The sequence below is a fragment of the Thermomonospora sp. CIF 1 genome, from assembly GCF_001896795.1.
Taxonomy (GTDB): Bacteria; Actinomycetota; Actinomycetes; order Streptosporangiales; family Streptosporangiaceae; genus Thermomonospora; species Thermomonospora curvata.
Genome location: NZ_MOYN02000023.1, coordinates 724,874 through 743,486, shown reverse-complemented (window position 1 = coordinate 743,486; position 18,613 = coordinate 724,874). Strand labels below are relative to the sequence as shown.

Here is an 18,613-nt window from a genome sequence, read left to right as displayed (position 1 = left end):
CAAACCAACGCGACGGGAGCGAGCACCATCACGATCACGCTAGCCCGCCGGCGGGCATCGTGCCGCCGACTTGAGCGAGCTCCCCTCTGGGGATTGCGCCGTCCCCCAGACCCCCTGCGCCCCGGAGCGCCCGTCCGCGCGATGCCGTCTGTCCCACCTGCTGACCGTCCGCGCGGACGAGCACTCCGGACCTATCCCCGCTGACAGCGACGGCGGCAACGCGGACGGCGACAGCGGCGAACAGCGACGCACCGGGAAGGCCGTCAACGGTCGGCCAGCGGTACCCAGGTGTTGATGACCTTGGGACGGAACGAACTGATGAGGATGCGCAGGCCCACCAAGATCAGCCGGGCCGTGACGGCGTGCCCGTTGCGTGCCCGATAGCGGGGGGACCACGAGGACTCACGGTCACTTGTGAGTAGATGATCTAGGAACGTGCAGGTCAGAGGATTGCCTGCTCAGTGGCCAAGATCGTTACGGCCTTTGCGAGCCGGTATTACTGCGCTGGTTCTCTGGGAACTACATGGATGAATGATCTTGGATCTGGACTGAGGCGGACGGGTTTCCATTCCCAACCTAGGCGGCCAGCTTGCGTGTCCATGTGGGAACACCTGATGCCTCGTCGCAGCCTTGTCGGCTTGAACGGGAGGGCCACGGACACCAGATAGGTGGCGTGCCCAATACGGGTCGAAGTTTCGTTTTCTGGTGACGAAGTCGCAGGTCAGCGAAGTTCGGCAGGAGGGCTGTAAATCCGTCGGCTCAGCCTACCCAGGTTCGAATCCTGGACCCGCCACCAGCCTGAAACGGCCCCTGACCAGCGTGAACGCGGTCAGGGGCCGTTCGCGTTCCATCCGGCCGCATCCGGCGATCACCGGGTCTCTACGGGCATCTGTGCCGAATACGTGCCCAAGTTTCAGCGGGTATCGCCGCTGGCGGCCCGGGGTTTCGTGGCCTCAGCGATGCGGCGCTTGGCGTCCTCTTCCTGCCCTGCGATGCACTTGGCGTAGAGCTTGAGGAGGACGGCGACGCTGTGGCCGGCCCACTCGGCGACCTGGGCGGGAGGGACGCCCGCGCTGAGCCACGTTGACACGGCCGCATGGCGCAGCGCGTGGGGGAGTTTCGGTGAGGTGGCTGCCTTGGCGCTGAGCATCTTGGGGCGTGCGCCGAGGTATGTCCGGTCGACCGTGGTCCCGCTGCGCGGACTGACGAACAGACCCTCCCTGAGGGGCTCGATGCGGTGACGCAGACGTGGCCGGTGACCGCTCGGCGAGGTCTGTTCGCCCTCTTCTGACCAGCTGGGGGGCGTCGTTCCTGGGACGTCTGGCAGGGAGGCTGTGCTTTTCGGTTCACCGGGGCGGCTGCGCGCCATCGGCCATTGGGGCTGCTCCATGCGGTTTGGAGCGGGGCCGTTCACGTCCTTTTGGGTTCGCCGTGCAGCTTGAAGACCGCTTGCACCTGCGCGGCCCAAAAGAGATATGGCTCGTTGAACTTGTATCCAAGGGAGCGGGTCATCTCATAAAAACCGCTCCCGGGTTCTTTGTCTCCGTACTTGTGGGTGACGATCGAGGTCAGCGCCGGTCTTCCGGCTGCGTGCTCCTCCTCGAAGATGGTCCCCAGAAGGTGGTTCATCAAGGCCGAGTGCGGTTCGAGAGAAATGGTGGAAACCCGGCTTGCGACTTCTCCATAGGAGATCATGCGTCGTTCGCGGGCCGCTTCCAGGATCGCATCGCGGACTTCGGTGAGCGCCGAGTTCCATTCGCTCTCTGACAGTCCGAACCGTGAACTGGATTTCCGCATCGCTCTCTTCTCCTCGCGCGAGGCTCGAGCGCTTTGGCGCGTGGTATGAGCATCCGCCTCCTGCGGGCGGGTATGGGTGTCGGCTTGGACACGTTCAGGTCACGGGCCGGAGGCGTTGCCCGAGCAGATCGGCGCGACGGTTCCCGGGGGCGGCGGTGTTGTGCCGAATATGAGGGCTGAAGCCCTGTCACCTGATTTCGGAGGGCCCGTGAAGTACGTCGATCTCAACGCCACCGCAGGAGACCTGGCGGGCGTCATCGACCCGAATCCCTACCTGGAACGATTGCCCGAGATCGCCGAGGCGCTGCCTGCCGGGGCGCGGGCCTTCGCCACGGATCCCGATCACTACGACTTCATGGGGAAGCGGTGCGTCAAGGATCTCGAGCTCGCCCGGGTCGAGGGGCCGTCCGGTGGTGATCTGGTGCTCTGCTTCCGGCACAACTGCTGGAAGCACGAGGAGGACCTCATCATCCGGTACCGGGGCGTCACGGCCTTCACGGTGGAGGCGGCCGAGGGGGAGGAGCCGGCGGACCTGGGTCCCCTGATTCTTGACGAAGTGCTCCCGCATGAAGGCGGGTGCACCCATGAGTTCGCCTTCATAGCGGGCACGCTGTGCATCGCTTGCTGCGATCTTGAGGCGACCTGGGTTTACGCCGACTGCCCGGAGCAGCGTCCGAGCTGAGGGCCTGTCAAGAAGCCCCATGCATGGCCGGGGAGACGATCGACGGTGCATCGCGAAGGTCCTGGACGGACCTGATCGCGAATACTCGGTGACGATCGCGTCCGCCTGCTGCGGTGGGAAGGGACGTTAGGGGGCGACCGCCCCTTTCCAGGCCTGCGGTTCTGGGAACCGCGAATGGGAACACCGAGGGATGCGTTCCTGCGATGCCGCCATGCGCCATCTGCGAAAAGGCGGATCGTAAGACGCCACGGCACCCGGCGTCATCGAGCCCTCCCCGCAGGTGCCCGAGAGCACATATGAAAAAGATTCGCTTTTAGCTGGGCGTCAGTGGCGCGCACTGCGAGGGTCGATGATCGTCATTTCCGCTCGGCGGGACGGCCGCAGCCGGGTGTTCGCGGGCTCTGGCAGGGCGAACGGTCCCGGTGCGGCGGGGAGGGGCGCCATCCTAGAGCAGCGTTCTAGAATCAACTTCATGGATGCACAGGACTTCGCCGATGTGCTGGCCGCGGTGCGCAGCTTCGTCCGCGAGCAGGTGATCCCTCGCGAAGAGGAGATCGAGGAGACCGATGCGATTCCCGAGAGCCTGCGGCAGGCCGCCCGGGAGATGGGGCTGTTCGGGTACGCGCTGCCGGAGGAGTACGGCGGGCTCGGCCTGTCGCTCAGCGAGGAGGTGCGGCTGGCCTTCGAGCTCGGCTACGCCAGCCCCGCCTTCCGGTCGATGTTCGGCACCAGCAACGGCATCGCCGGGCAGGTGCTCGTCAACGCCGGCACCGAGGAGCAGAAGCGGCAGTGGCTGCCCCGGCTGGCCTCCGGCGAGGTGATCGGCGCGTTCGCGTTGACCGAGGCCGAGGCCGGCTCCGACCCCAGCACGCTGAGCACCACGGCGGTCAAGGACGACGACGGCAACTACGTGATCAACGGGGCCAAGCGGTTCATCACCAACGCCCCCGAGGCCGATGTGTTCATGGTCTTCGCCCGCACCGGCGGGCCCGGCTCGCGCGGCATCTCCACCTTCCTGGTCGAGCGGGACGTCCCCGGGCTGAAGGTCGGTCCGCCCGACGAGAAGATGGGGCAGCGCGGCGCGCACACCGCCGAGGTCTTCTTCGACAATGTGCGGGTGCCCGCCAGTGCGATGGTCGGCCCCGAGGGGACCGGTTTCCGCACCGCCATGGCCTCGCTGGCGCACGGCCGGCTGAGCATCGCCGCCGTCTGCGTCGGCCTCGCCCAGCGGATCTTGGACGAGACCGTCGCCTACGCCAAGGAGCGCGCCCAGGGCGGCCGCAAGATCGGCGAGTACCAGCTCGTCCAGGGCATGATCGCCGACTCCCAGGCCGAGCTGTACGCCGGGCGCGCCATGGTGCTGGAGGCCGCCCGCGCCTACGACGCCGGGGAGGACCGCAAGCTCGGCCCGTCCTGCGCCAAGTACTTCTGCTCGGAGATGCTCGGCCGGGTCGCCGACCGGGCCGTGCAGGTCTTCGGCGGCATGGGCTACATGCGCGGGGTCGCCGTCGAGCGGTTCTACCGGGACGCCCGGCTGTTCCGCATCTACGAGGGCACCAGCCAGATCCAGCAACTGGTGATCGCCAAGCGGCTGCTGGCCGACTGAGCCGCCCTTCTCTTCCTGCCGCCGCCCCGCCCGGAGGGTGGGCCGGCGGGGTGCGGCGGGGCGGTTGCGGCAAGGCCGGACCAAATCGATTTCGTATCCGGCGCCCGAGGCGTGTATGGTGGCAGTGCGCGTTCGGCGCAGGCCCCTTTAGCTCAGTCGGCAGAGCGTCTCCATGGTAAGGAGAAGGTCTACGGTTCGATTCCGTAAAGGGGCTCTAGCCGCAAGGCTTCTGCAGTGAAGACCGCCGTCCGGTGATCCGGGCGGCGGTCTTCGCATGTATCCGGCGGGTAAGCAGGCCGTACCGAAGTCTTTACCCTATGTGTCTACGGTGAGACGCTGGGTGATGTCCGAAGGAGTGCGGCATGAACACCCCCGTCAACACCGACACGGTCAAATCACCCGTGCGGCGCATCACCGGCTGGACCCTGGCCTGGACCGCCTGGATCCTGTTCTTCCTGGTCGTGGAGGCCGCGGCGCTGATCCGCAAGGCGCCCGGCGACACCTTCTCCGAGCACTGGTGGTCCCTGTTCCGGCTGCGCGAACGGGTGCCCCTGCCGGTCCGGATCGTGCTGCTGGTGGTGCAGGTCGGCTTCGGGATCTGGCTGATCGGCCACCTGGCCTTCGGCTGGTGGACGCTGTGAGCCGCCGGGCTTCCCATCTTTAGGCATCCCGTGACTGTGGACACGGCCCGATCTGGGTAAAGCCCTCGGGGCGGCGCGGGAGGGCTGAGATGGGGACGGAAGGCGAACGAATGCTGGGCGGGCTGCTGGAGGACAGCCGCCTGGCCGCATTCGAGGACCTGCCCGCCCTGGTGGCCGCGCACGCCGCACCCGCCGGGCTCCACTTCGTCACGCTCTATGTGGCGGACCTGCAGCAGCGGATCCTGATCCCGCTGCCCGGCCAGCGGGACGGGTACGGCCGCCCGCTGGAGCCGATCCGCATCGACGGCACCCTGCCCGGCCGCGCCTACCGCGACTTCGAGGTCGTCCAGGGCAGGTCACCCGGCGAACCGCTCTGGCCGGCCCCCGGGCAGCGGGTGTGGGCGCCGCTGCTGGAGGGCACCCAGCGGCTCGGCGTGCTGGGCGCCACCATCGACGCCGGCGCCGCCGTGGGGCGGGTGCGCGACCTGGCCGCCCTGGTCGCCCTGCTGCTGATGAGCAAGCGCGCCTTCAGCGACTCCTGCGCCCGCCTGTCCCGGACCGAACCGATGGTGCTCTCGGCCGAGATGACCCGGACGCTGATGCCGCCCGGCGTCTTCGCCACCCGGGACGTGGTGGTCGCCGCGGTGATGGAGCCCGCCTACCAGGCCGGCGGGGACTCCTACGACTACGCCCTGGACGGCAGCACCCTGCACCTGGCGGTGTTCGACGCCATGGGGCACGACACGGCCGCCGGGCTGACCAGCACCATCGCGATCGGCGTCACGCGCAACGCCCACCGGCGCGGCGCGGGGCTGACCGAGGTCGCCGACCTGGTGGACGCGGCGATCGCCGAGCAGTTCACCGACGTCCGCTTCGCCACCGGGGTGCTGGCCGACCTCGACGTCCGCAGCGGCCGGCTGGACTGGATCAACCGGGGCCATCCCGCCCCGCTGGTCGTCCGCCGCGGCCGGCGCGTCGCCGAGCTGCAGGGGCCCGCCAACATGCCGATGGGGCTGGGACTGCAGAGCTCTCCTCCGCCCTCCGGCTACCAGCTCGAACCCGGCGACCGGCTGCTCTTCTACACCGACGGCATCGTCGAGGCCGTCGACCCCGGCGGCCGGGAGGTCGGCCTGGAGCGCTTCGTGGACTTCATCGTCCGCCACGAGGCCGACGGCCTGTCCGCCCCCGAGACGCTGCGCCGGCTGGTCAGGACCGTCCTGCAGGGCCGGGACGACCGGCCGCGGGACGACGCCACCGTGCTGATAGCGGAATGGCGCGCGGGCACCGAGACGCTGCTTCCGCGATGAACGCAGGTCGGAGCGCCGCTGCGATTCTGGTAACCTCACTACAGGTCTTTTGCCGGAGTCCCGAACGGCCCGTTGCCGCCAGTTCTCTGGCGGAGACGGCCCGGGTTCCGGCGATGGACCCGGGAAAGCCCAGGTCAGTCGGTTTCCTGTGGAGCCGGCGAGCACCGGGGCGTTTCCAAGACGCGGTCTGGGTCCGGTATCCTTAGTCACCGGTCCGCAGTGACCGTCTCGGCGAGGTAGCTCAGTCAGGCAGAGCAAGCGGCTCATAATCGCTGTGTCGCCGGTTCAAGTCCGGCCCTCGCTACTATCCCCATCAGCCCGTCACCGACGGGCCATTGGGGTGCGTATGTCCATGTCCCTCGTCAGAAAGGCACTCCCTCGTGGCCGCCACCGACGTTAGGCCGAAGATCACGCTGGCCTGCCAGGAGTGCAAGCACCGCAACTACATCACCCGCAAGAACCGGCGTAACGACCCGGACCGGCTGGAGCTGAAGAAGTACTGCCCCAACTGCCGGTGCCACCGCGTCCACCGCGAGACCCGCTGAGCGCAGGTCCGCCGCTCCGTCGGCTGCGGGGCCACCGAGGTCGAGCGCCAAGCTTGGGCAACATTCGGCCCGCCTTCTGAGACCTCAGAAGGCGGGCCGAACGTCGTTCTGTTACGGTCACGCGGAGGAAACCCGTAGCGCAGGGCTCCCGGCCCTGGAAGGACGGACGAATACATGGCACTGAACCGGGACTTCATCGGGCGGACCTTCCCGCCCACCGAGCCCTACGAGGTGAGCCGCGTCAAGATCCGGGAGTTCGCGGACGCCATCGGCGACCCGAACCCGCTCTACCGCGACCGCGAGGCCGCCAAGGCCGCCGGCTACCCCGATGTCATCGCGCCGCCCACCTTCCCCATCGTGATCTCGCTGGGCGGTGAGGCGCTGGCCGACCCCGAGCTCGGCCTCAACTTCGCGATGGTCGTCCACGGCGAGCAGCGCTTCGAGTACACCCGTCCGATCCACGCCGGTGACGAGCTGGTGTGCGAGACGACCATCACCGAGATCAAGGCGATCGGCAAGAACGAGAAGATCGAGCTGCGCACCGAGATCAAGACGGTGTCCGGCGAGCCGGTCTGCACCGCCTACAACACGATCGTGGAACGGGGGGCCTGATGACCGCCAAGGTGAAGTACGACGAGGTCGAGGTCGGCACCGAGCTCCCGCCGCAGACCTACCACGTCGACCGGGCCAACCTGGTCATGTACGCCGGCGCCTCCGGTGACTTCAACCCGATCCACTGGCGGGAGAGCTTCGCCAAGCAGGTCGGGCTGCCCAACGTCATCGCCCACGGCATGTACACCATGGCCCAGGCCGGCCGGTACGTCACCGACTGGGTCGGCGACCCCGGCGCCGTCGTCGACTACGGCGTGCGCTTTTCCGCCCCGGTCGTGGTGCCCGACGAGGGCGGCGCCGACATCGAGGTCAGCGGCAAGATCGAAGAGAAGCTCGACGACAACAAGGTCGTGGTGGCCCTGACCGCCCGCTGCAACGACCAGAAGGTCCTCACCCGCGCCCGGGCCGTCGTCCGCCTGGCCTGACCGCCGGGCACCGGCCGCTTCGCAGACCCTTCGGCGGGCCCGCACGCACCGCTCCCTATGCTGGGACGCACGCGGGCCCGCCCGCTCGGGCCGCGCGGACGGGCAGGAGCCGTCGAGGAGGCAAGCGAGCATGGCCGTCCGTTGCGAGAACGTCCGCCTGGCCGCCTACACCACCCTGCGGCTCGGCGGACCGGCGCGCCGCTTCATCGAGGCGGACGCCGAAAGCGAGCTGGTCGAGGCGGTCCGCCAGGCCGACGCCGACGGCGAGCCGGTGCTGATCCTGGGCGGCGGCAGCAACCTGGTGGTGGCCGACGAGGGTTTCGCCGGCACCGTCGTGCACGTGGCCACCCGCGGCGTCACCTGCCGCACCGACCCGGCCCGGCCCGGCAAGGTGCTGGTGACCGCCCAGGCCGGCGAGGAATGGGAGCCGTTCGTGGCCCGCTGCGTGGCCGACGGGCTGGCCGGGCTGGAATGCCTGTCGGGCATCCCCGGACGGGTCGGCGCCACCCCCATCCAGAACGTCGGCGCCTACGGGCAGGACGTCAGCGAGACCATCGTGCGGGTGCGCGCCTACGACCGCCGCACCGGCGAGATCGTCACCCTCGACAACGCCGCCTGCGGCTTCGGCTACCGCACCAGCGTCTTCAAGGGCCGGGACCGGCACGTGGTGCTGGATGTGACGTTCGCGCTGGAGGAAAGCGACGAATCCCAGCCCATCGCCTACGCCGAGCTGGCCCGCACCCTCGGCGTCAGCCCCGGGCAGCGGGTCCCGCTGCACCAGGCCCGCCAGGCCGTGCTGGAGCTGCGCCGCGGCAAGGGCATGGTGCTGGACCCCGACGACCCCGACACCCGCAGCGCCGGCTCGTTCTTCACCAACCCCATCCTGGACGCCGCCCAGCTGGCCGAACTGGAACGCCGGGTGGCCGAGCGGCTGGGACCGGAGGCGGCCTTCCCCCGCTACCCCGAGCCCGACGGGCGCACCAAGACCTCGGCGGCCTGGCTGATCGACAAGGCCGGGTTCGGCAAGGGCCACGCCCTCGGCCCGGTCCGCATCTCCACCAAGCACACGCTGGCCCTCACCAACCCCGACGGCACCGCCCGGACCGCCGACCTGCTGGCACTGGCCCGCCAGGTGCGGGACGGGGTGCGCGAGGCGTTCGGCATCGAACTGGTCAACGAACCGGTCATGGTCGGCGTGAAACTGTGAGGCGCGCCCGCGTCGGCCGCCGGGGCCCGCCGATGCGTTCCAGATCCGGGCTTTGCGTCGCATCATGGAAGCGGGGTCCTTTCCGGCCGCGGTGCCCCCGCCGCGGAAGGACCCCGATGGGGCGGGTGAGACGTGGCGCCATCGCGGCAGGGCCTGGGAACTCGACCGCAGCTCGGTGACGAGGTCGCGGCCCGGCTGCGCGAGCAGATCATGGAAGGCCGCATCCGCCCGGGCCAGTACCTGCGCCTGGAGCGGCTGGCCGCCGAGTTCGGCATCAGCGTCACCCCGGTGCGCGAGGCCCTGCAGTCGCTGCGCAGCCAGGGGTTCGTGCTGCTGGAACCCCGCCGCGGCTTCGTGGTGGCCCCGCTGTCGCGCCAGGACGTCCAGGACCTGTTCTGGGTGCAGGCCGACATCGCCGCCGAGCTGGCCGCCCGCGCCGCCACCACCTTGACCACCGGCACGCTGCGGGAGCTGAACGCCATCCAGCACGCCATGGGCCGCTCGGTCGAGGCCGGCCGCATCGACCTGGTGGAAGAGCACAACCACGACTTCCACCGCTGCATCAACCTGGCCGCCCGCTCGGCCAAGCTCGCCTGGTCCCTGGGCGCGGTGGCCCGCTACGTCCCGCGCGGCCTGTACGGGCGGCTGCCCGACTGGCCCCGCATCGCCCTGGAGGACCACCGGCGCATCTTGGCGGCGCTGCGCGAGGCCGACCCGGAGGAGACCGGCGCCGCCATGCGCGCCCACATCATGCGGGCCGGGGAGCTGCTCATCGCCCACCTGGAACGCCAGGGCCTGTGGAACGGCGCCTGAGGACGGCCACCGCCGAACCGGGCCTTTAGGAGAACGCCGACTGGGGCATGCGATCGTCGCAGGGGACGGGGGAGGCCAGCCAGGCGTCGATGCCGGCCAGCAGGCGCCTGCGGACCTCGCTGGGGGCCGCCGAGCCGTGCACCGAGGCGCGGGCCAGCTCGGCCAGCTCCGCGTCGGTGAAACCGTGCTCGGTGCGGGCCAGCTCGTACTGCCTGGCCAGGCGGGAGCCGAACAGCAGCGGGTCGTCGGCGCCCAGCGCCAGCCGGGCACCGGCCTCGAACAGGGCGCGCACCGGCACCGCGGCGGCCGACGGCGCCACCCCCAGCGCCACGTTGGAGGTCGGGCAGACCTCCAGCGTCACGCCCCGCTCCACGATGCGCTCCAGCAGCGCCGGGTCCTCGATCGCCCGCACCCCGTGCCCCAGCCGGTCGGCGTGCAGGAACTCCAGGCACTCGCGGACGCTGGCCGGGCCGAGCAGCTCCCCGCCGTGCGGGGTGGACAGCAGCCCGGCGCGGCGGGCGATGCGGAAGGCCCCTTCGAACTCATAGGCCCGGCCCCGCCGCTCGTCGTTGGACAGCCCGAACCCCACCACTCCCCGCCCGGCGTACTGGGCCGCCAGGCGGGCCAGCGTCCGGGCGTCCAGGGGGTGCCGGGTGCGGTTGGCGGCGATCACCACGCCGATGCCCACCCCGGTGGCGGCCTCGGCCTGCCGGGCGGCGTCCAGCACCAGCTCCACGGTGGGCGTCAGCCCGCCGAAGCGGTGCGCATAGCCGCTGGGGTCCACCTGGATCTCCAGCCAGCCCGACCCCTCGGCGGCCTCGTCCTCGGCCGCCTCCAGCAGCAGCCGGCGCACATCGTCGGGCTCGCGCAGCACCGAACGGGCGATGTCGTACAGGCGCTGGAAGCGGAACCAGCCGCGTTCGTCGGTGGCGCGCAGTTTCGGGGGCCAGTCCTCCACCAGCGCGTCCGGCAGGTGCACCCCGTGCCGCCGGGCCAGCTCCACCAGCGTGCTGTGCCGCATCGAGCCGGTGAAGTGCAGGTGCAGATGGGCCTTGGGCAGCGTGTGAATCGGACGGACGGAAAGGGAGTCGGCCTGCATGACCTAACTTTGCCGGATGCGCCCGCCCGTACGGGCACGGGTCATGTCAAGACCACCCGTTCGGACCAGTCGGGGCATGGCCCGCCCGCACCGGCGGAGGCGGGCATAGTCCCCGCCGCGACCGGTTTCGCAGGCCGCGAACGCCCCGGCCCGTGCGAGGGCGGGGCGTTCACAGCGGGTCTTCCCGGCGCGCGGTCTCAAGGCATCGCCCTCGGCCGCGGCGTGCCCGGGAAGGAGAAACCGGACCGGGGCTCGGCGGCCGGAGCGCTCAGCTCGCCTCCGACAGCAGCTTGGCCACCCGGCTGACCCCCTCGACCAGGTCCTCATCGCCCAGGGCGTAGGAGAGCCGGAAGTAGCCGGGGGTGCCGAACGCCTCGCCGGGCACCAGCGCCACCTCCACCTCGGTGAGGATCAGCTCGGCCAGCTCCACGGTGGTGGCCGGGCGCTTGCCGCGGATCTCCTTGCCCAGCAGCGCCTTGACCGACGGGTAGGCGTAGAAGGCGCCCTCCGGCTCGGGGCAGACCACGCCGGGGATCTCGTTCAGCATCCGCACCATGGTCCGGCGGCGCCGGTCGAACGCCTTGCGCATCTCGGCCACCGCCGACAGGTCGCCGGTCACCGCCGCCAGCGCCGCCGCCTGTGAGACGTTGGCCACATTGGAGGTGGCGTGCGACTGCAGGTTGGTGGCGGCCTTGATGACGTCCTGCGGGCCGATCATCCAGCCCACCCGCCAGCCGGTCATCGCGTAGGTCTTGGCGACCCCGTTGAGCACCAGCGTGCGGTCGACCAGCTCCGGCACCACCACCGGCATGGAGTGGAACTCGGCGTCCCCGTAGACCAGGTGCTCGTAGATCTCGTCGGTGATCACCCACAGGCCCTGCTCGGCCGCCCAGCGGCCGATCTCGGCGATCTGGTCGCGGGTGTAGACGGCGCCGGTGGGGTTGGAGGGGGAGACGAACAGCAGCACCTTGGTGCGGTCGGTGCGGGCCGCCTCCAGCTGCTCCACGCTCACCCGGTAGCCGGTGCTCTCATCGGCCGTCACGAACACCGGCACCCCGCCGGCCAGCTTGATCGACTCCGGGTAGGTCGTCCAGTACGGGGTGGGCACCAGCACCTCGTCCCCGGGGTCCAGCAGCGCGGCGAACGCCTCGTAGACCGCCTGCTTGCCGCCGTTGGTGACCAGCACCTGGGAGGCGTCCACCTGCAGCCCGGAGTCGCGGGCGGTCTTCTCGGCGATGGCGGCGCGCAGCTCCGGCAGCCCCCCGGCCGGGGTGTACTTGTGGAAGCGCGGCACGCGGCAGGCGGTCACCGCGGCCTCGACGATGTAGTCGGGGGTGGGAAAGTCCGGTTCGCCCGCGCCGAACCCGATGACCGGCCGGCCCTGGGCCTTGAGCGCCTTGGCCTTGGCGTCCACGGCGAGCGTGGCCGACTCGGAGATCGCGGCGATGCGCGCGGAGATGCGACGTCTTTCACTGCTCATGACACCCATGGTTTCAGACCTGCCGGCAGGGGGCGGGCGGGACGCCCACGCCGCTGGAACCGGCGGCTGGTAAGGGCCGATGACCTGCGCGGGGGGCGTCTGGTTCGACTCTGGCGGGCACTGCACGTACACTCATCGACTTAGTGGCGGGTCTTCAGCTCACTGTTCTGCCCTCGCGGTAGGCCGTAAGCTGTAAGACGCCATCCTCGATCGCGATCGAGGAGCAGAGGGCAGTAGCTCAATTGGTAGAGTCCCGGTCTCCAAAACCGGCGGTTGGGGGTTCGAGTCCCTCCTGCCCTGCGAAGTGCGGTGCCCGCACCAGTGCGTCCTTCATCGCCGCCACGCCTGAGCGGGGCATCGAGGGGCACGCCGCGGAAGCGGGCGCGCACGGCCACGGGCCACGGATCAGTGGTTGGTTCACGACCGATGGGTGACGGCGATGGCGACTGAGATGCGCGGCGAGCCCGCCGCGACCGAGGACAAGGACAAGGAGAAGAAGTCCGCGCGCAAGCGGACCTCTCCGGTTCTGTTCGTCCGCCAGATCATCGCCGAGCTGCGCAAAGTGATCTGGCCCACCCGCAGCGAGCTGATCAACTACACCCTGGTGTCGCTGGTCTTCGTGCTGGTCATGATGGCGTTCGTCGCCGGTCTGGACTGGGGGCTGCAAAAGGGCGTCTTCGCCGTCTTCGGCTGAGCCGTCCCGGCCCCGCCGAGCCGCCGCAGAACATTCCCGCGGCCGGTCTCAGGCACCCACATCGCCGATACGCGTTCCGTCACCGATACGAGAGAAGAGCCACCGTGTCCGAGTTCCCACAGCCCTACGACGAGGCCGCCGACGAGGCCGGGTCCGCGCAGGAGGCTGCGGTCGAGCCGGCGGAAAGCCTCCAGGAGGAGGAAGCCGAGGCCGCTCAGCAGGCCCCGGCCAAGGACCCGTACGAGGACTTCAAGCGGGAACTGCGGATGCTGCCGGGGGAGTGGTACGTGGTGCACTCCTACGCCGGCTATGAGAACCGGGTCAAGGCCAACATCGAGACCCGGACCCAGTCCCTCAACATGGAGGACTACATCTTCCAGGTCGAGGTGCCCCAGCACGAGGTCACCGAGATCAAGCAGGGCAAGCGTCAGAAGGTCAACGAGAAGATGCTGCCCGGCTACATCCTGGTCCGCATGGAGCTGACCGACGAGTCGTGGGCCGCGGTCCGCAACACCCCCGGCGTCACCGGTTTCGTGGGCCTGCTCAACAAGCCCTCCCCGCTGAGCCTGGACGAGGTGGCCAAGCTGCTGGCCCCGCCGCCGGAGGAGGAAAAGGGCAAGGCCAAGGAGCAGACCAAGGTCACCAGCACGGTGGAGTTCGAGGTCGGCGAGTCGGTCACCGTCATGGACGGCCCGTTCCAGACCCTGCCGGCCACGGTCAGCGAGATCAACGTCGAGCAGCAAAAGCTCAAGGTCCTGGTGTCGATCTTCGGCCGGGAGACCCCGGTCGAGCTGTCCTTCAACCAGGTCTCCAAGATCTGACCTCCCCGCGTGGGCCCGGGTCGTCCCCGGTGCGTGCGGGGACGACTCAGGCCGTGCGGTCGTCGGCCGCCCCGCCGCGGCGGGCAGGGCGGTGCCGCGTCCGCGCGGGCGGGAATCCCAAGGTCCCTACGTGGCGGATGTGTTCCGGCCGCCACGTTGCCCGCGATGCGGGAGTCGGGACTAGGCGAAACAGGAACGAGAGGAAGGCGCGCATGCCTCCCAAGAAGAAGGTCAAGGCCCTCGTCAAGATCCAGCTGCAGGCGGGCCAGGCCACTCCGGCGCCGCCGGTCGGTACCGCGCTCGGTCCGCACGGCGTCAACATCATGGACTTCTGCAAGCAGTACAACGCTGCCACGGAGTCCCAGCGCGGCAACGTCGTCCCCGTAGAGATCACCATCTACGAGGACCGCTCCTTCAGCTTCGTCACCAAGACCCCGCCGGCGCCCCAGCTGATCCTCAAGGCCGCCGGGGTGGAGAAGGGCAGCAGCGAGCCGCACAAGACCAAGGTCGGCTCCATCACCCGCGACCAGGTCCGCGAGATCGCCCAGACCAAGATGCCGGACCTGAACGCCCGGGACCTGGAGGCCGCCGAGAAGATCATCGCCGGCACCGCCCGGTCGATGGGCATCGAGATCAAGTAACCGCCGCACCCGGCACCCGCCGTGGGAGGGCCCGGCGCAGGCCCGCACCACGAACTCTCATCCCAGGGAGCAGTACATGAAGCGCAGCAAGACCTACCGCAAGAACGCCGAGCTGGTCGACAAGAGCCGGCTCTACACGCCCGCCGAGGCGGTGGCGCTGGCCCGCAAGACCTCCGGCACCAAGTTCGACGCCACCGTCGAGGTCGCCATCCGGCTCGGCGTGGACCCGCGCAAGGCCGACCAGATGGTCCGCGGCACCGTCAACCTGCCGCACGGCACCGGTAAGACCGCCCGGGTGCTGGTCTTCGCCGGCGGCGCCAAGGCCGAGGAGGCCCGCAGCGCCGGCGCCGACTACGTCGGCACCGACGATCTCATCGAGCGGATCCAGGGCGGCTTCCTGGACTTCGACGCGGTGGTGGCCACCCCGGACATGATGGGCAAGGTCGGCCGGCTGGGCCGGATCCTCGGTCCCCGCGGCCTGATGCCCAACCCCAAGACCGGCACCGTCACCATGGACGTGGCCAAGGCGGTGACCGACATCAAGGGCGGCAAGATCGAGTTCCGCGTGGACCGGCACGCCAATTTGCACTTCATCATCGGCAAGACCTCCTTCGAGGACCGCCAGCTGGTGGAGAACTACGCCGCCGCGCTGGATGAGATCATCCGGCTCAAGCCGACCGCGGCCAAGGGCCGGTACCTGAAGAAGATCACCATGACGACCACGATGGGGCCGGGCATCCCGGTCGACCCCAACCTGGTCCGCAACCTGACCGCGGAACTGGTCTGAGAACCATCGGACGCGACACAGGGGGCGTCCCCGGGGCCTTTCCCGGGGACGCCCCTTTTGGGCTTTGGGCGGCCGGGGCCTCCCCGGGCGGTACGACCTGAGACGTACGAGGCGGGTGCGCATTGGTACCGGCGGGGGATGATGGCCTAAGACCTGTCCGAACACACTGAAATCCGGTGGATCCCTCCTCCGGGGCGCCGGATCGACGAAGCGTGACAGAGAGGTCTTCAGATGGGACGCCGAATGGCCCGCCGTGCGCCGGTGGCCGCCGCAGCGAGCGCCGCCGTGGTCTTCTCCCTCACCGGATGCCTGGGCGGCTCCGGGGACGCCCCTTCCGGGACGGCCGTCCTCCCGGCCGATGTGGCACTGGTCAAGGCGTCGCAGCAGACCGGCCGGGCCGACACCTTCGAGGCCGAGCTGACGATCACCGACACCGGGGAGCCCGGCTCGGTCATCCGGGGGTCGGGCGATGTGCGGCTGCGGCCCGATCTGGCCTTCAGCGTCACGCTGGGGGAGGTGAGGCTGTCCGGCCAGAGCCTGCCCGGCGCCGGCGTCCAGGCGATCTTGACGGACGGCACGCTGTACGCCAAGGTGCCCCGGCTCGCCCAGATGATCACCGGCGGCAAGCCGTGGCTGCGGGTGAACGTGGACGCGGCCGGGCGGGTCGTCGGCTTCGGCTTCGATGAGCTGACCGATGCGGTGCGGCGGATCAACCCCGCCGAGCAGACCAAGATGCTCACCGCCTCCAAGGACGTGCGCCGGGTCGGCGAGGAGGAGGTCGAGGGCGTCAAGACCGTCCACTACGCCGGGACGGTGACCGTCCAGGACGCGCTGGACCGGCTGGATCCCGCGGCGCGGGAGCGGATCGGCCGCTGGTACACCGCGAGCGGCTCGGACCGGCTGAGCTTCGATGTGTGGGTCGATGCGGCGGACCTGCCCCGCAAGCTGGTGGTCAAGGGGACCGCCGACGGCCGGGACACCTCGACGATGACCGTGCTGTACCGCGATTACGGGGACGCGGTGACGGTGAACCCGCCGCCCGCCGACCAGGTCGGCGATGTGACCGACCGGATCGGGCAGTTCCTGCGCGGCCGGTAGCGGCCGGAACCGGTCACCGCCCGGCGGCCGGAATGGGTCCCAATCCCCCAGAACGCGGCTGATCGCAAGATAGCGTGCGGCCTCGTACCGAAAGTCGTACCGAGATCCGCCACGGGAAGGACCTGACGATGCACCGCCGAGTGACCGCACGCCGCCGGCTGACCGCGACGGTGGCCATGAGCGGGGCCCTGCTGCTCACGCTCACCGGGTGCCTGGGAGAGGAGGGCACGCAGGACCAGGGCGCCGGTGGCGCGTTCAAGGCGGCCGCGGCCCAGTTCATGGCCCAGGTCTCCGACAAGACCGAGCAGGCCGACACCTACAGCATGCGCATGGTCTCCACGGCCAACATGACCGTCCAGTCCCAGAAGGTGGAGACCAGGACCGAGAGCAGGATGCAGGTCAGGCTGCGGCCGGAGCCGGCGATGAAGGGCACGGTCACCACCACGATGTCGGGTCTGGACGGCCTGGGCGCCCAGGCCGCGCAGCGTCCGACGGAAATGGTCATGATCGGCGGCACCATCTACATGAAGCTGAATCTGCCGCAGGGCGGCGGGAGCAAGCCCTGGCTGAAGATGTCGCTGGGCGATACCGGGGCCGAGGCCCTGGCGCAGGCCAAGCAGTACGGCCCGGCGCAGATGGCCCAGATGCTGACCGCCTCGCCGGATGTGCACAAGGTGGGCGAGGAGGTGGTGGAGGGGGTGCGGACCACCCACTACGCCGGCACGGTCGACTCCAACGCGGGCCTGGGCGCGCTGAGCGACAAGGACCGCCAGGAGCTGGAGAAGGGGCTGGAGAAGCTCGGCGCCGGGAAGATGACCATCGACATCTGGGTGGACGAGCAGGGCCTGCCGCGCAAGCAGATCGTCAAGGCCGACATGTCGCTGGGCACCGTCGACGTCACCAGCCACTTTTCCGACTACGGCAGGCCGGTGCAGGTCAGCGCCCCCCCGGCGGACCAGGTGGGCGACTTCTCGAGCTTCCTGGACGACCTTGGGGCGCCCCGCTTCCCCGGGTCCTGAGCGGTGAGCCTCGCGCGGCCGGGTCCGCCGGATTTGGCGGCCGGGGCCCGGCCGCGTACCCTGGTCTTCTGCCGAAGACCGCCGGTCGTCGCCCCCCAGGGGCGGCCGAAGGTCCGCTGAGAAAGCGGACGGCCCGCGCAGGCGAGACGAGAGCGACGTTGCGTCCGTGCCCATGGCGCGGCCGCCTGTGACGCCCCGTGCGCCTGCGCCGGGGCGTTGTGCGTTTTCTCCGGCCCTTCATCCGGTGGCCTGGAACCCTGGGTAATCGGAAAGGAGGCCCATGGCGAGGGCCGACAAGGCTGCCGCGATCGCCGAACTCACCGAAGAGTTCAAAAGCTCCAGCGGCGCCGTACTGACCGAGTACCGCGGGCTCACCGTGGCGCAGCTGGGCGAACTGCGCCGCAACCTCGGTGACAATGCCAAGTTCGCCGTGGTGAAGAACACGCTGACCCGGATCGCGGCGAACAACGCCGGGGTCGATGAGGAGTTCACCAAGCTGCTGGCGGGCCCCTCGGCGATCGCCTTCGTCAAGGGCGATGTGGTCGAGGCCGCCAAGGGGCTGCGTGACTTCGCCAAGGAAAACCCGCTGCTGGTGATCAAGGGCGGCGTCATCGACGGCAAGCCGATGGACGCCTCCGAGATCACCAAGCTCGCCGACCTGGAGTCGCGCGAGGTGCTGCTGGCCAAGCTGGCGGGCGCGATGAAGGCGTCGATGGCGAACGCCGCCGCGGTCTTCAACGCGCTGCCCACGCAGGTGGCCCAGCTCGCCGAGGCGCTGCGGGCCAAGCGCGAGGAGGCGGGCGAGAGCGCCGCACCGGCCGAGGCCGCCGAGTAGGCGGTCCACCGAGGACCAAGCCCCGCGGTCCGCAGGATCGCATGTTCAGACCCGTACGGAGGAAACGCACATGGCCAAGCTGAGCACCGAGGAACTGCTCGACGTCTTCTCGGAGATGACCCTCCTGGAGCTGTCGGAGTTCGTGAAGGCGTTCGAGGAGAAGTTCGACGTCAAGGCCGCCGCTCCGGTGGCGGTCGCCGCCGCCCCGGCGGCCGGTGGCGCCGCCGCGGGCGGTGCCGCTGAGGCCGCGCCCGACAAGGACGAGTTCGACGTCATCCTCGAGGCCGCCGGCGACAAGAAGATCCAGGTCATCAAGGAGGTCCGGGCGCTGACCAACCTGGGCCTGAAGGAGGCCAAGGACCTGGTGGACAGCGCGCCCAAGCCGCTGCTGGAGAAGGTCAACAAGGAGACCGCCGACAAGGCCAAGGAGGCCCTGGAGAAGGCCGGCGCGACGGTGACCGTCAAGTAACGGCTTCCCTTCGCCGGGACGGGCGCTGTGGGCCC

General features: G+C 69.9%; 21 protein-coding genes and 3 tRNA genes. 20 read left to right on the top strand and 4 right to left on the bottom strand.

Annotation, left to right across the window (positions count from 1 at the left end; all coding sequences use genetic code 11):
* Positions 1-913: 913 nt before the first annotated feature.
* Together BUE48_RS21770 and BUE48_RS21765 are read right to left on the bottom strand one after the other, a co-directional pair.
* A complete protein-coding gene (locus BUE48_RS21770) occupies positions 914-1,090 on the bottom strand; it encodes a site-specific integrase (RefSeq protein ID WP_286990843.1) in 177 nt (58 codons plus the stop codon).
* Positions 1,091-1,410: 320 nt separating this feature from the next.
* The gene (locus tag BUE48_RS21765) at positions 1,411-1,797 is read right to left on the bottom strand and encodes a hypothetical protein (protein ID WP_286990842.1); all 387 of its coding nucleotides are present in this window, start codon (positions 1,795-1,797) and stop codon (positions 1,411-1,413) included.
* A 208-nt stretch (positions 1,798-2,005) separates the two neighbouring features.
* Here BUE48_RS21765 and BUE48_RS21760 point away from each other — a divergent pair, with 208 nt between their 5' ends.
* The 11 genes from BUE48_RS21760 to BUE48_RS21710 all read left to right on the top strand — a co-directional run bounded on the left by BUE48_RS21760 (position 2,006) and on the right by BUE48_RS21710 (position 9,635).
* The gene (locus tag BUE48_RS21760) at positions 2,006-2,479 is read left to right on the top strand and encodes a hypothetical protein (protein ID WP_286990841.1); all 474 of its coding nucleotides are present in this window, start codon (positions 2,006-2,008) and stop codon (positions 2,477-2,479) included.
* A gap of 472 nt (positions 2,480-2,951) precedes the next feature.
* The gene (locus BUE48_RS21755) at positions 2,952-4,085 is read left to right on the top strand and encodes an acyl-CoA dehydrogenase family protein (RefSeq protein WP_286990840.1); all 1,134 of its coding nucleotides are present in this window, start codon (positions 2,952-2,954) and stop codon (positions 4,083-4,085) included.
* Between the two features lie 141 nt (positions 4,086-4,226).
* A tRNA-Thr gene (locus tag BUE48_RS21750) sits at positions 4,227-4,299 on the top strand.
* A gap of 148 nt (positions 4,300-4,447) precedes the next feature.
* Entirely contained in the window at positions 4,448-4,726 is a 279-nt protein-coding gene (locus BUE48_RS21745; protein WP_286990839.1) for a hypothetical protein, read from the top strand.
* An 89-nt stretch (positions 4,727-4,815) separates the two neighbouring features.
* A complete protein-coding gene (locus BUE48_RS21740; protein ID WP_286990838.1) occupies positions 4,816-6,033 on the top strand; it encodes a PP2C family protein-serine/threonine phosphatase in 1,218 nt (405 codons plus the stop codon).
* Positions 6,034-6,263: 230 nt separating this feature from the next.
* Positions 6,264-6,337: transfer RNA gene (locus tag BUE48_RS21735), tRNA-Met, on the top strand.
* Positions 6,338-6,413: 76 nt separating this feature from the next.
* Entirely contained in the window at positions 6,414-6,578 is a 165-nt protein-coding gene (rpmG, locus tag BUE48_RS21730; RefSeq protein WP_012854674.1) for a 50S ribosomal protein L33, read from the top strand.
* 174 nt (positions 6,579-6,752) lie between these two features.
* Entirely contained in the window at positions 6,753-7,190 is a 438-nt protein-coding gene (locus BUE48_RS21725; RefSeq protein ID WP_012854673.1) for a MaoC family dehydratase N-terminal domain-containing protein, read from the top strand.
* Positions 7,190-7,615, top strand: a complete 426-nt coding sequence (locus BUE48_RS21720; protein WP_012854672.1) for a MaoC family dehydratase — start codon at positions 7,190-7,192, stop codon at positions 7,613-7,615. Before BUE48_RS21725 ends, BUE48_RS21720 begins: the two co-directional genes overlap by 1 nt.
* Positions 7,616-7,745: 130 nt before the next feature.
* Positions 7,746-8,822 (top strand): UDP-N-acetylmuramate dehydrogenase, encoded by a 1,077-nt coding sequence (locus BUE48_RS21715; RefSeq protein WP_286990837.1) that lies wholly within the window; start codon positions 7,746-7,748, stop codon positions 8,820-8,822.
* Positions 8,823-8,954: 132 nt separating this feature from the next.
* Positions 8,955-9,635 (top strand): GntR family transcriptional regulator, encoded by a 681-nt coding sequence (locus BUE48_RS21710; protein WP_012854670.1) that lies wholly within the window; start codon positions 8,955-8,957, stop codon positions 9,633-9,635.
* A gap of 25 nt (positions 9,636-9,660) precedes the next feature.
* Here BUE48_RS21710 and BUE48_RS21705 read toward each other — a convergent pair whose 3' ends face one another.
* Together BUE48_RS21705 and BUE48_RS21700 are read right to left on the bottom strand one after the other, a co-directional pair.
* Complete coding sequence (locus BUE48_RS21705) at positions 9,661-10,734, bottom strand: adenosine deaminase (protein ID WP_012854669.1); 1,074 nt, start codon at positions 10,732-10,734, stop codon at positions 9,661-9,663.
* 268 nt (positions 10,735-11,002) lie between these two features.
* A complete protein-coding gene (locus tag BUE48_RS21700; protein WP_174315335.1) occupies positions 11,003-12,214 on the bottom strand; it encodes a pyridoxal phosphate-dependent aminotransferase in 1,212 nt (403 codons plus the stop codon).
* Positions 12,215-12,441: 227 nt separating this feature from the next.
* Between BUE48_RS21700 and BUE48_RS21695 the strand changes: the two genes are divergently transcribed.
* The 9 genes from BUE48_RS21695 (at position 12,442) to rplL (ending at position 18,578) form a co-directional block, all read left to right on the top strand.
* Positions 12,442-12,514 (top strand) — tRNA-Trp (locus tag BUE48_RS21695).
* Positions 12,515-12,653: 139 nt separating this feature from the next.
* Complete coding sequence (secE, locus tag BUE48_RS21690) at positions 12,654-12,908, top strand: preprotein translocase subunit SecE (RefSeq protein ID WP_012854667.1); 255 nt, start codon at positions 12,654-12,656, stop codon at positions 12,906-12,908.
* Between the two features lie 104 nt (positions 12,909-13,012).
* A complete protein-coding gene (gene nusG / locus BUE48_RS21685; protein WP_012854666.1) occupies positions 13,013-13,729 on the top strand; it encodes a transcription termination/antitermination protein NusG in 717 nt (238 codons plus the stop codon).
* A 212-nt stretch (positions 13,730-13,941) separates the two neighbouring features.
* Positions 13,942-14,370, top strand: a complete 429-nt coding sequence (gene rplK / locus BUE48_RS21680) for a 50S ribosomal protein L11 (RefSeq protein WP_012854665.1) — start codon at positions 13,942-13,944, stop codon at positions 14,368-14,370.
* Between the two features lie 76 nt (positions 14,371-14,446).
* On the top strand, positions 14,447-15,157 hold the full coding sequence (gene rplA, locus BUE48_RS21675; RefSeq protein ID WP_012854664.1) for a 50S ribosomal protein L1: 711 nt from the start codon (positions 14,447-14,449) through the stop codon (positions 15,155-15,157).
* A 231-nt stretch (positions 15,158-15,388) separates the two neighbouring features.
* Positions 15,389-16,255: an SCO4651 family lipoprotein gene (locus tag BUE48_RS21670; RefSeq protein ID WP_286990836.1), complete on the top strand. Its 867-nt coding sequence runs from the start codon at positions 15,389-15,391 to the stop codon at positions 16,253-16,255.
* A 128-nt stretch (positions 16,256-16,383) separates the two neighbouring features.
* Positions 16,384-17,274, top strand: coding sequence for an SCO4651 family lipoprotein (locus BUE48_RS21665; protein ID WP_012854662.1), 891 nt, complete (start codon positions 16,384-16,386; stop codon positions 17,272-17,274).
* A 280-nt stretch (positions 17,275-17,554) separates the two neighbouring features.
* Positions 17,555-18,109 carry a 50S ribosomal protein L10 gene (gene rplJ, locus BUE48_RS21660; RefSeq protein WP_012854661.1) on the top strand — a complete coding sequence of 185 codons (555 nt, stop codon included), beginning with the start codon at positions 17,555-17,557 and terminating at the stop codon, positions 18,107-18,109.
* Positions 18,110-18,179: 70 nt separating this feature from the next.
* The gene (rplL, locus tag BUE48_RS21655; protein ID WP_286990835.1) at positions 18,180-18,578 is read left to right on the top strand and encodes a 50S ribosomal protein L7/L12; all 399 of its coding nucleotides are present in this window, start codon (positions 18,180-18,182) and stop codon (positions 18,576-18,578) included.
* The last annotated feature ends 35 nt before the right edge of the window (positions 18,579-18,613 follow it).

What these genes read in the sequence shown, in the direction of transcription:
- rplK (WP_012854665.1), top strand. Translation starts at nt 13,942, where the DNA reads ATGCCTCCCAAGAAGAAGGTCAAGGCCCTCGTCAAGATCCAGCTGCAG.
- BUE48_RS21725 (WP_012854673.1), top strand. Translation starts at nt 6,753, where the DNA reads ATGGCACTGAACCGGGACTTCATCGGGCGGACCTTCCCGCCCACCGAG.
- rplJ (WP_012854661.1), top strand. Translation starts at nt 17,555, where the DNA reads ATGGCGAGGGCCGACAAGGCTGCCGCGATCGCCGAACTCACCGAAGAG.
- rplA (WP_012854664.1), top strand. Translation starts at nt 14,447, where the DNA reads ATGAAGCGCAGCAAGACCTACCGCAAGAACGCCGAGCTGGTCGACAAG.
- BUE48_RS21765 (WP_286990842.1), bottom strand. Translation starts at nt 1,797, where the DNA reads ATGCGGAAATCCAGTTCACGGTTCGGACTGTCAGAGAGCGAATGGAAC.
- BUE48_RS21720 (WP_012854672.1), top strand. Translation starts at nt 7,190, where the DNA reads ATGACCGCCAAGGTGAAGTACGACGAGGTCGAGGTCGGCACCGAGCTC.
- secE (WP_012854667.1), top strand. Translation starts at nt 12,654, where the DNA reads ATGGCGACTGAGATGCGCGGCGAGCCCGCCGCGACCGAGGACAAGGAC.
- BUE48_RS21715 (WP_286990837.1), top strand. Translation starts at nt 7,746, where the DNA reads ATGGCCGTCCGTTGCGAGAACGTCCGCCTGGCCGCCTACACCACCCTG.
- BUE48_RS21665 (WP_012854662.1), top strand. Translation starts at nt 16,384, where the DNA reads ATGCACCGCCGAGTGACCGCACGCCGCCGGCTGACCGCGACGGTGGCC.
- BUE48_RS21670 (WP_286990836.1), top strand. Translation starts at nt 15,389, where the DNA reads ATGGGACGCCGAATGGCCCGCCGTGCGCCGGTGGCCGCCGCAGCGAGC.
- BUE48_RS21745 (WP_286990839.1), top strand. Translation starts at nt 4,448, where the DNA reads ATGAACACCCCCGTCAACACCGACACGGTCAAATCACCCGTGCGGCGC.
- BUE48_RS21700 (WP_174315335.1), bottom strand. Translation starts at nt 12,214, where the DNA reads ATGAGCAGTGAAAGACGTCGCATCTCCGCGCGCATCGCCGCGATCTCC.
- BUE48_RS21755 (WP_286990840.1), top strand. Translation starts at nt 2,952, where the DNA reads ATGGATGCACAGGACTTCGCCGATGTGCTGGCCGCGGTGCGCAGCTTC.
- BUE48_RS21705 (WP_012854669.1), bottom strand. Translation starts at nt 10,734, where the DNA reads ATGCAGGCCGACTCCCTTTCCGTCCGTCCGATTCACACGCTGCCCAAG.
- BUE48_RS21740 (WP_286990838.1), top strand. Translation starts at nt 4,816, where the DNA reads ATGGGGACGGAAGGCGAACGAATGCTGGGCGGGCTGCTGGAGGACAGC.
- rplL (WP_286990835.1), top strand. Translation starts at nt 18,180, where the DNA reads ATGGCCAAGCTGAGCACCGAGGAACTGCTCGACGTCTTCTCGGAGATG.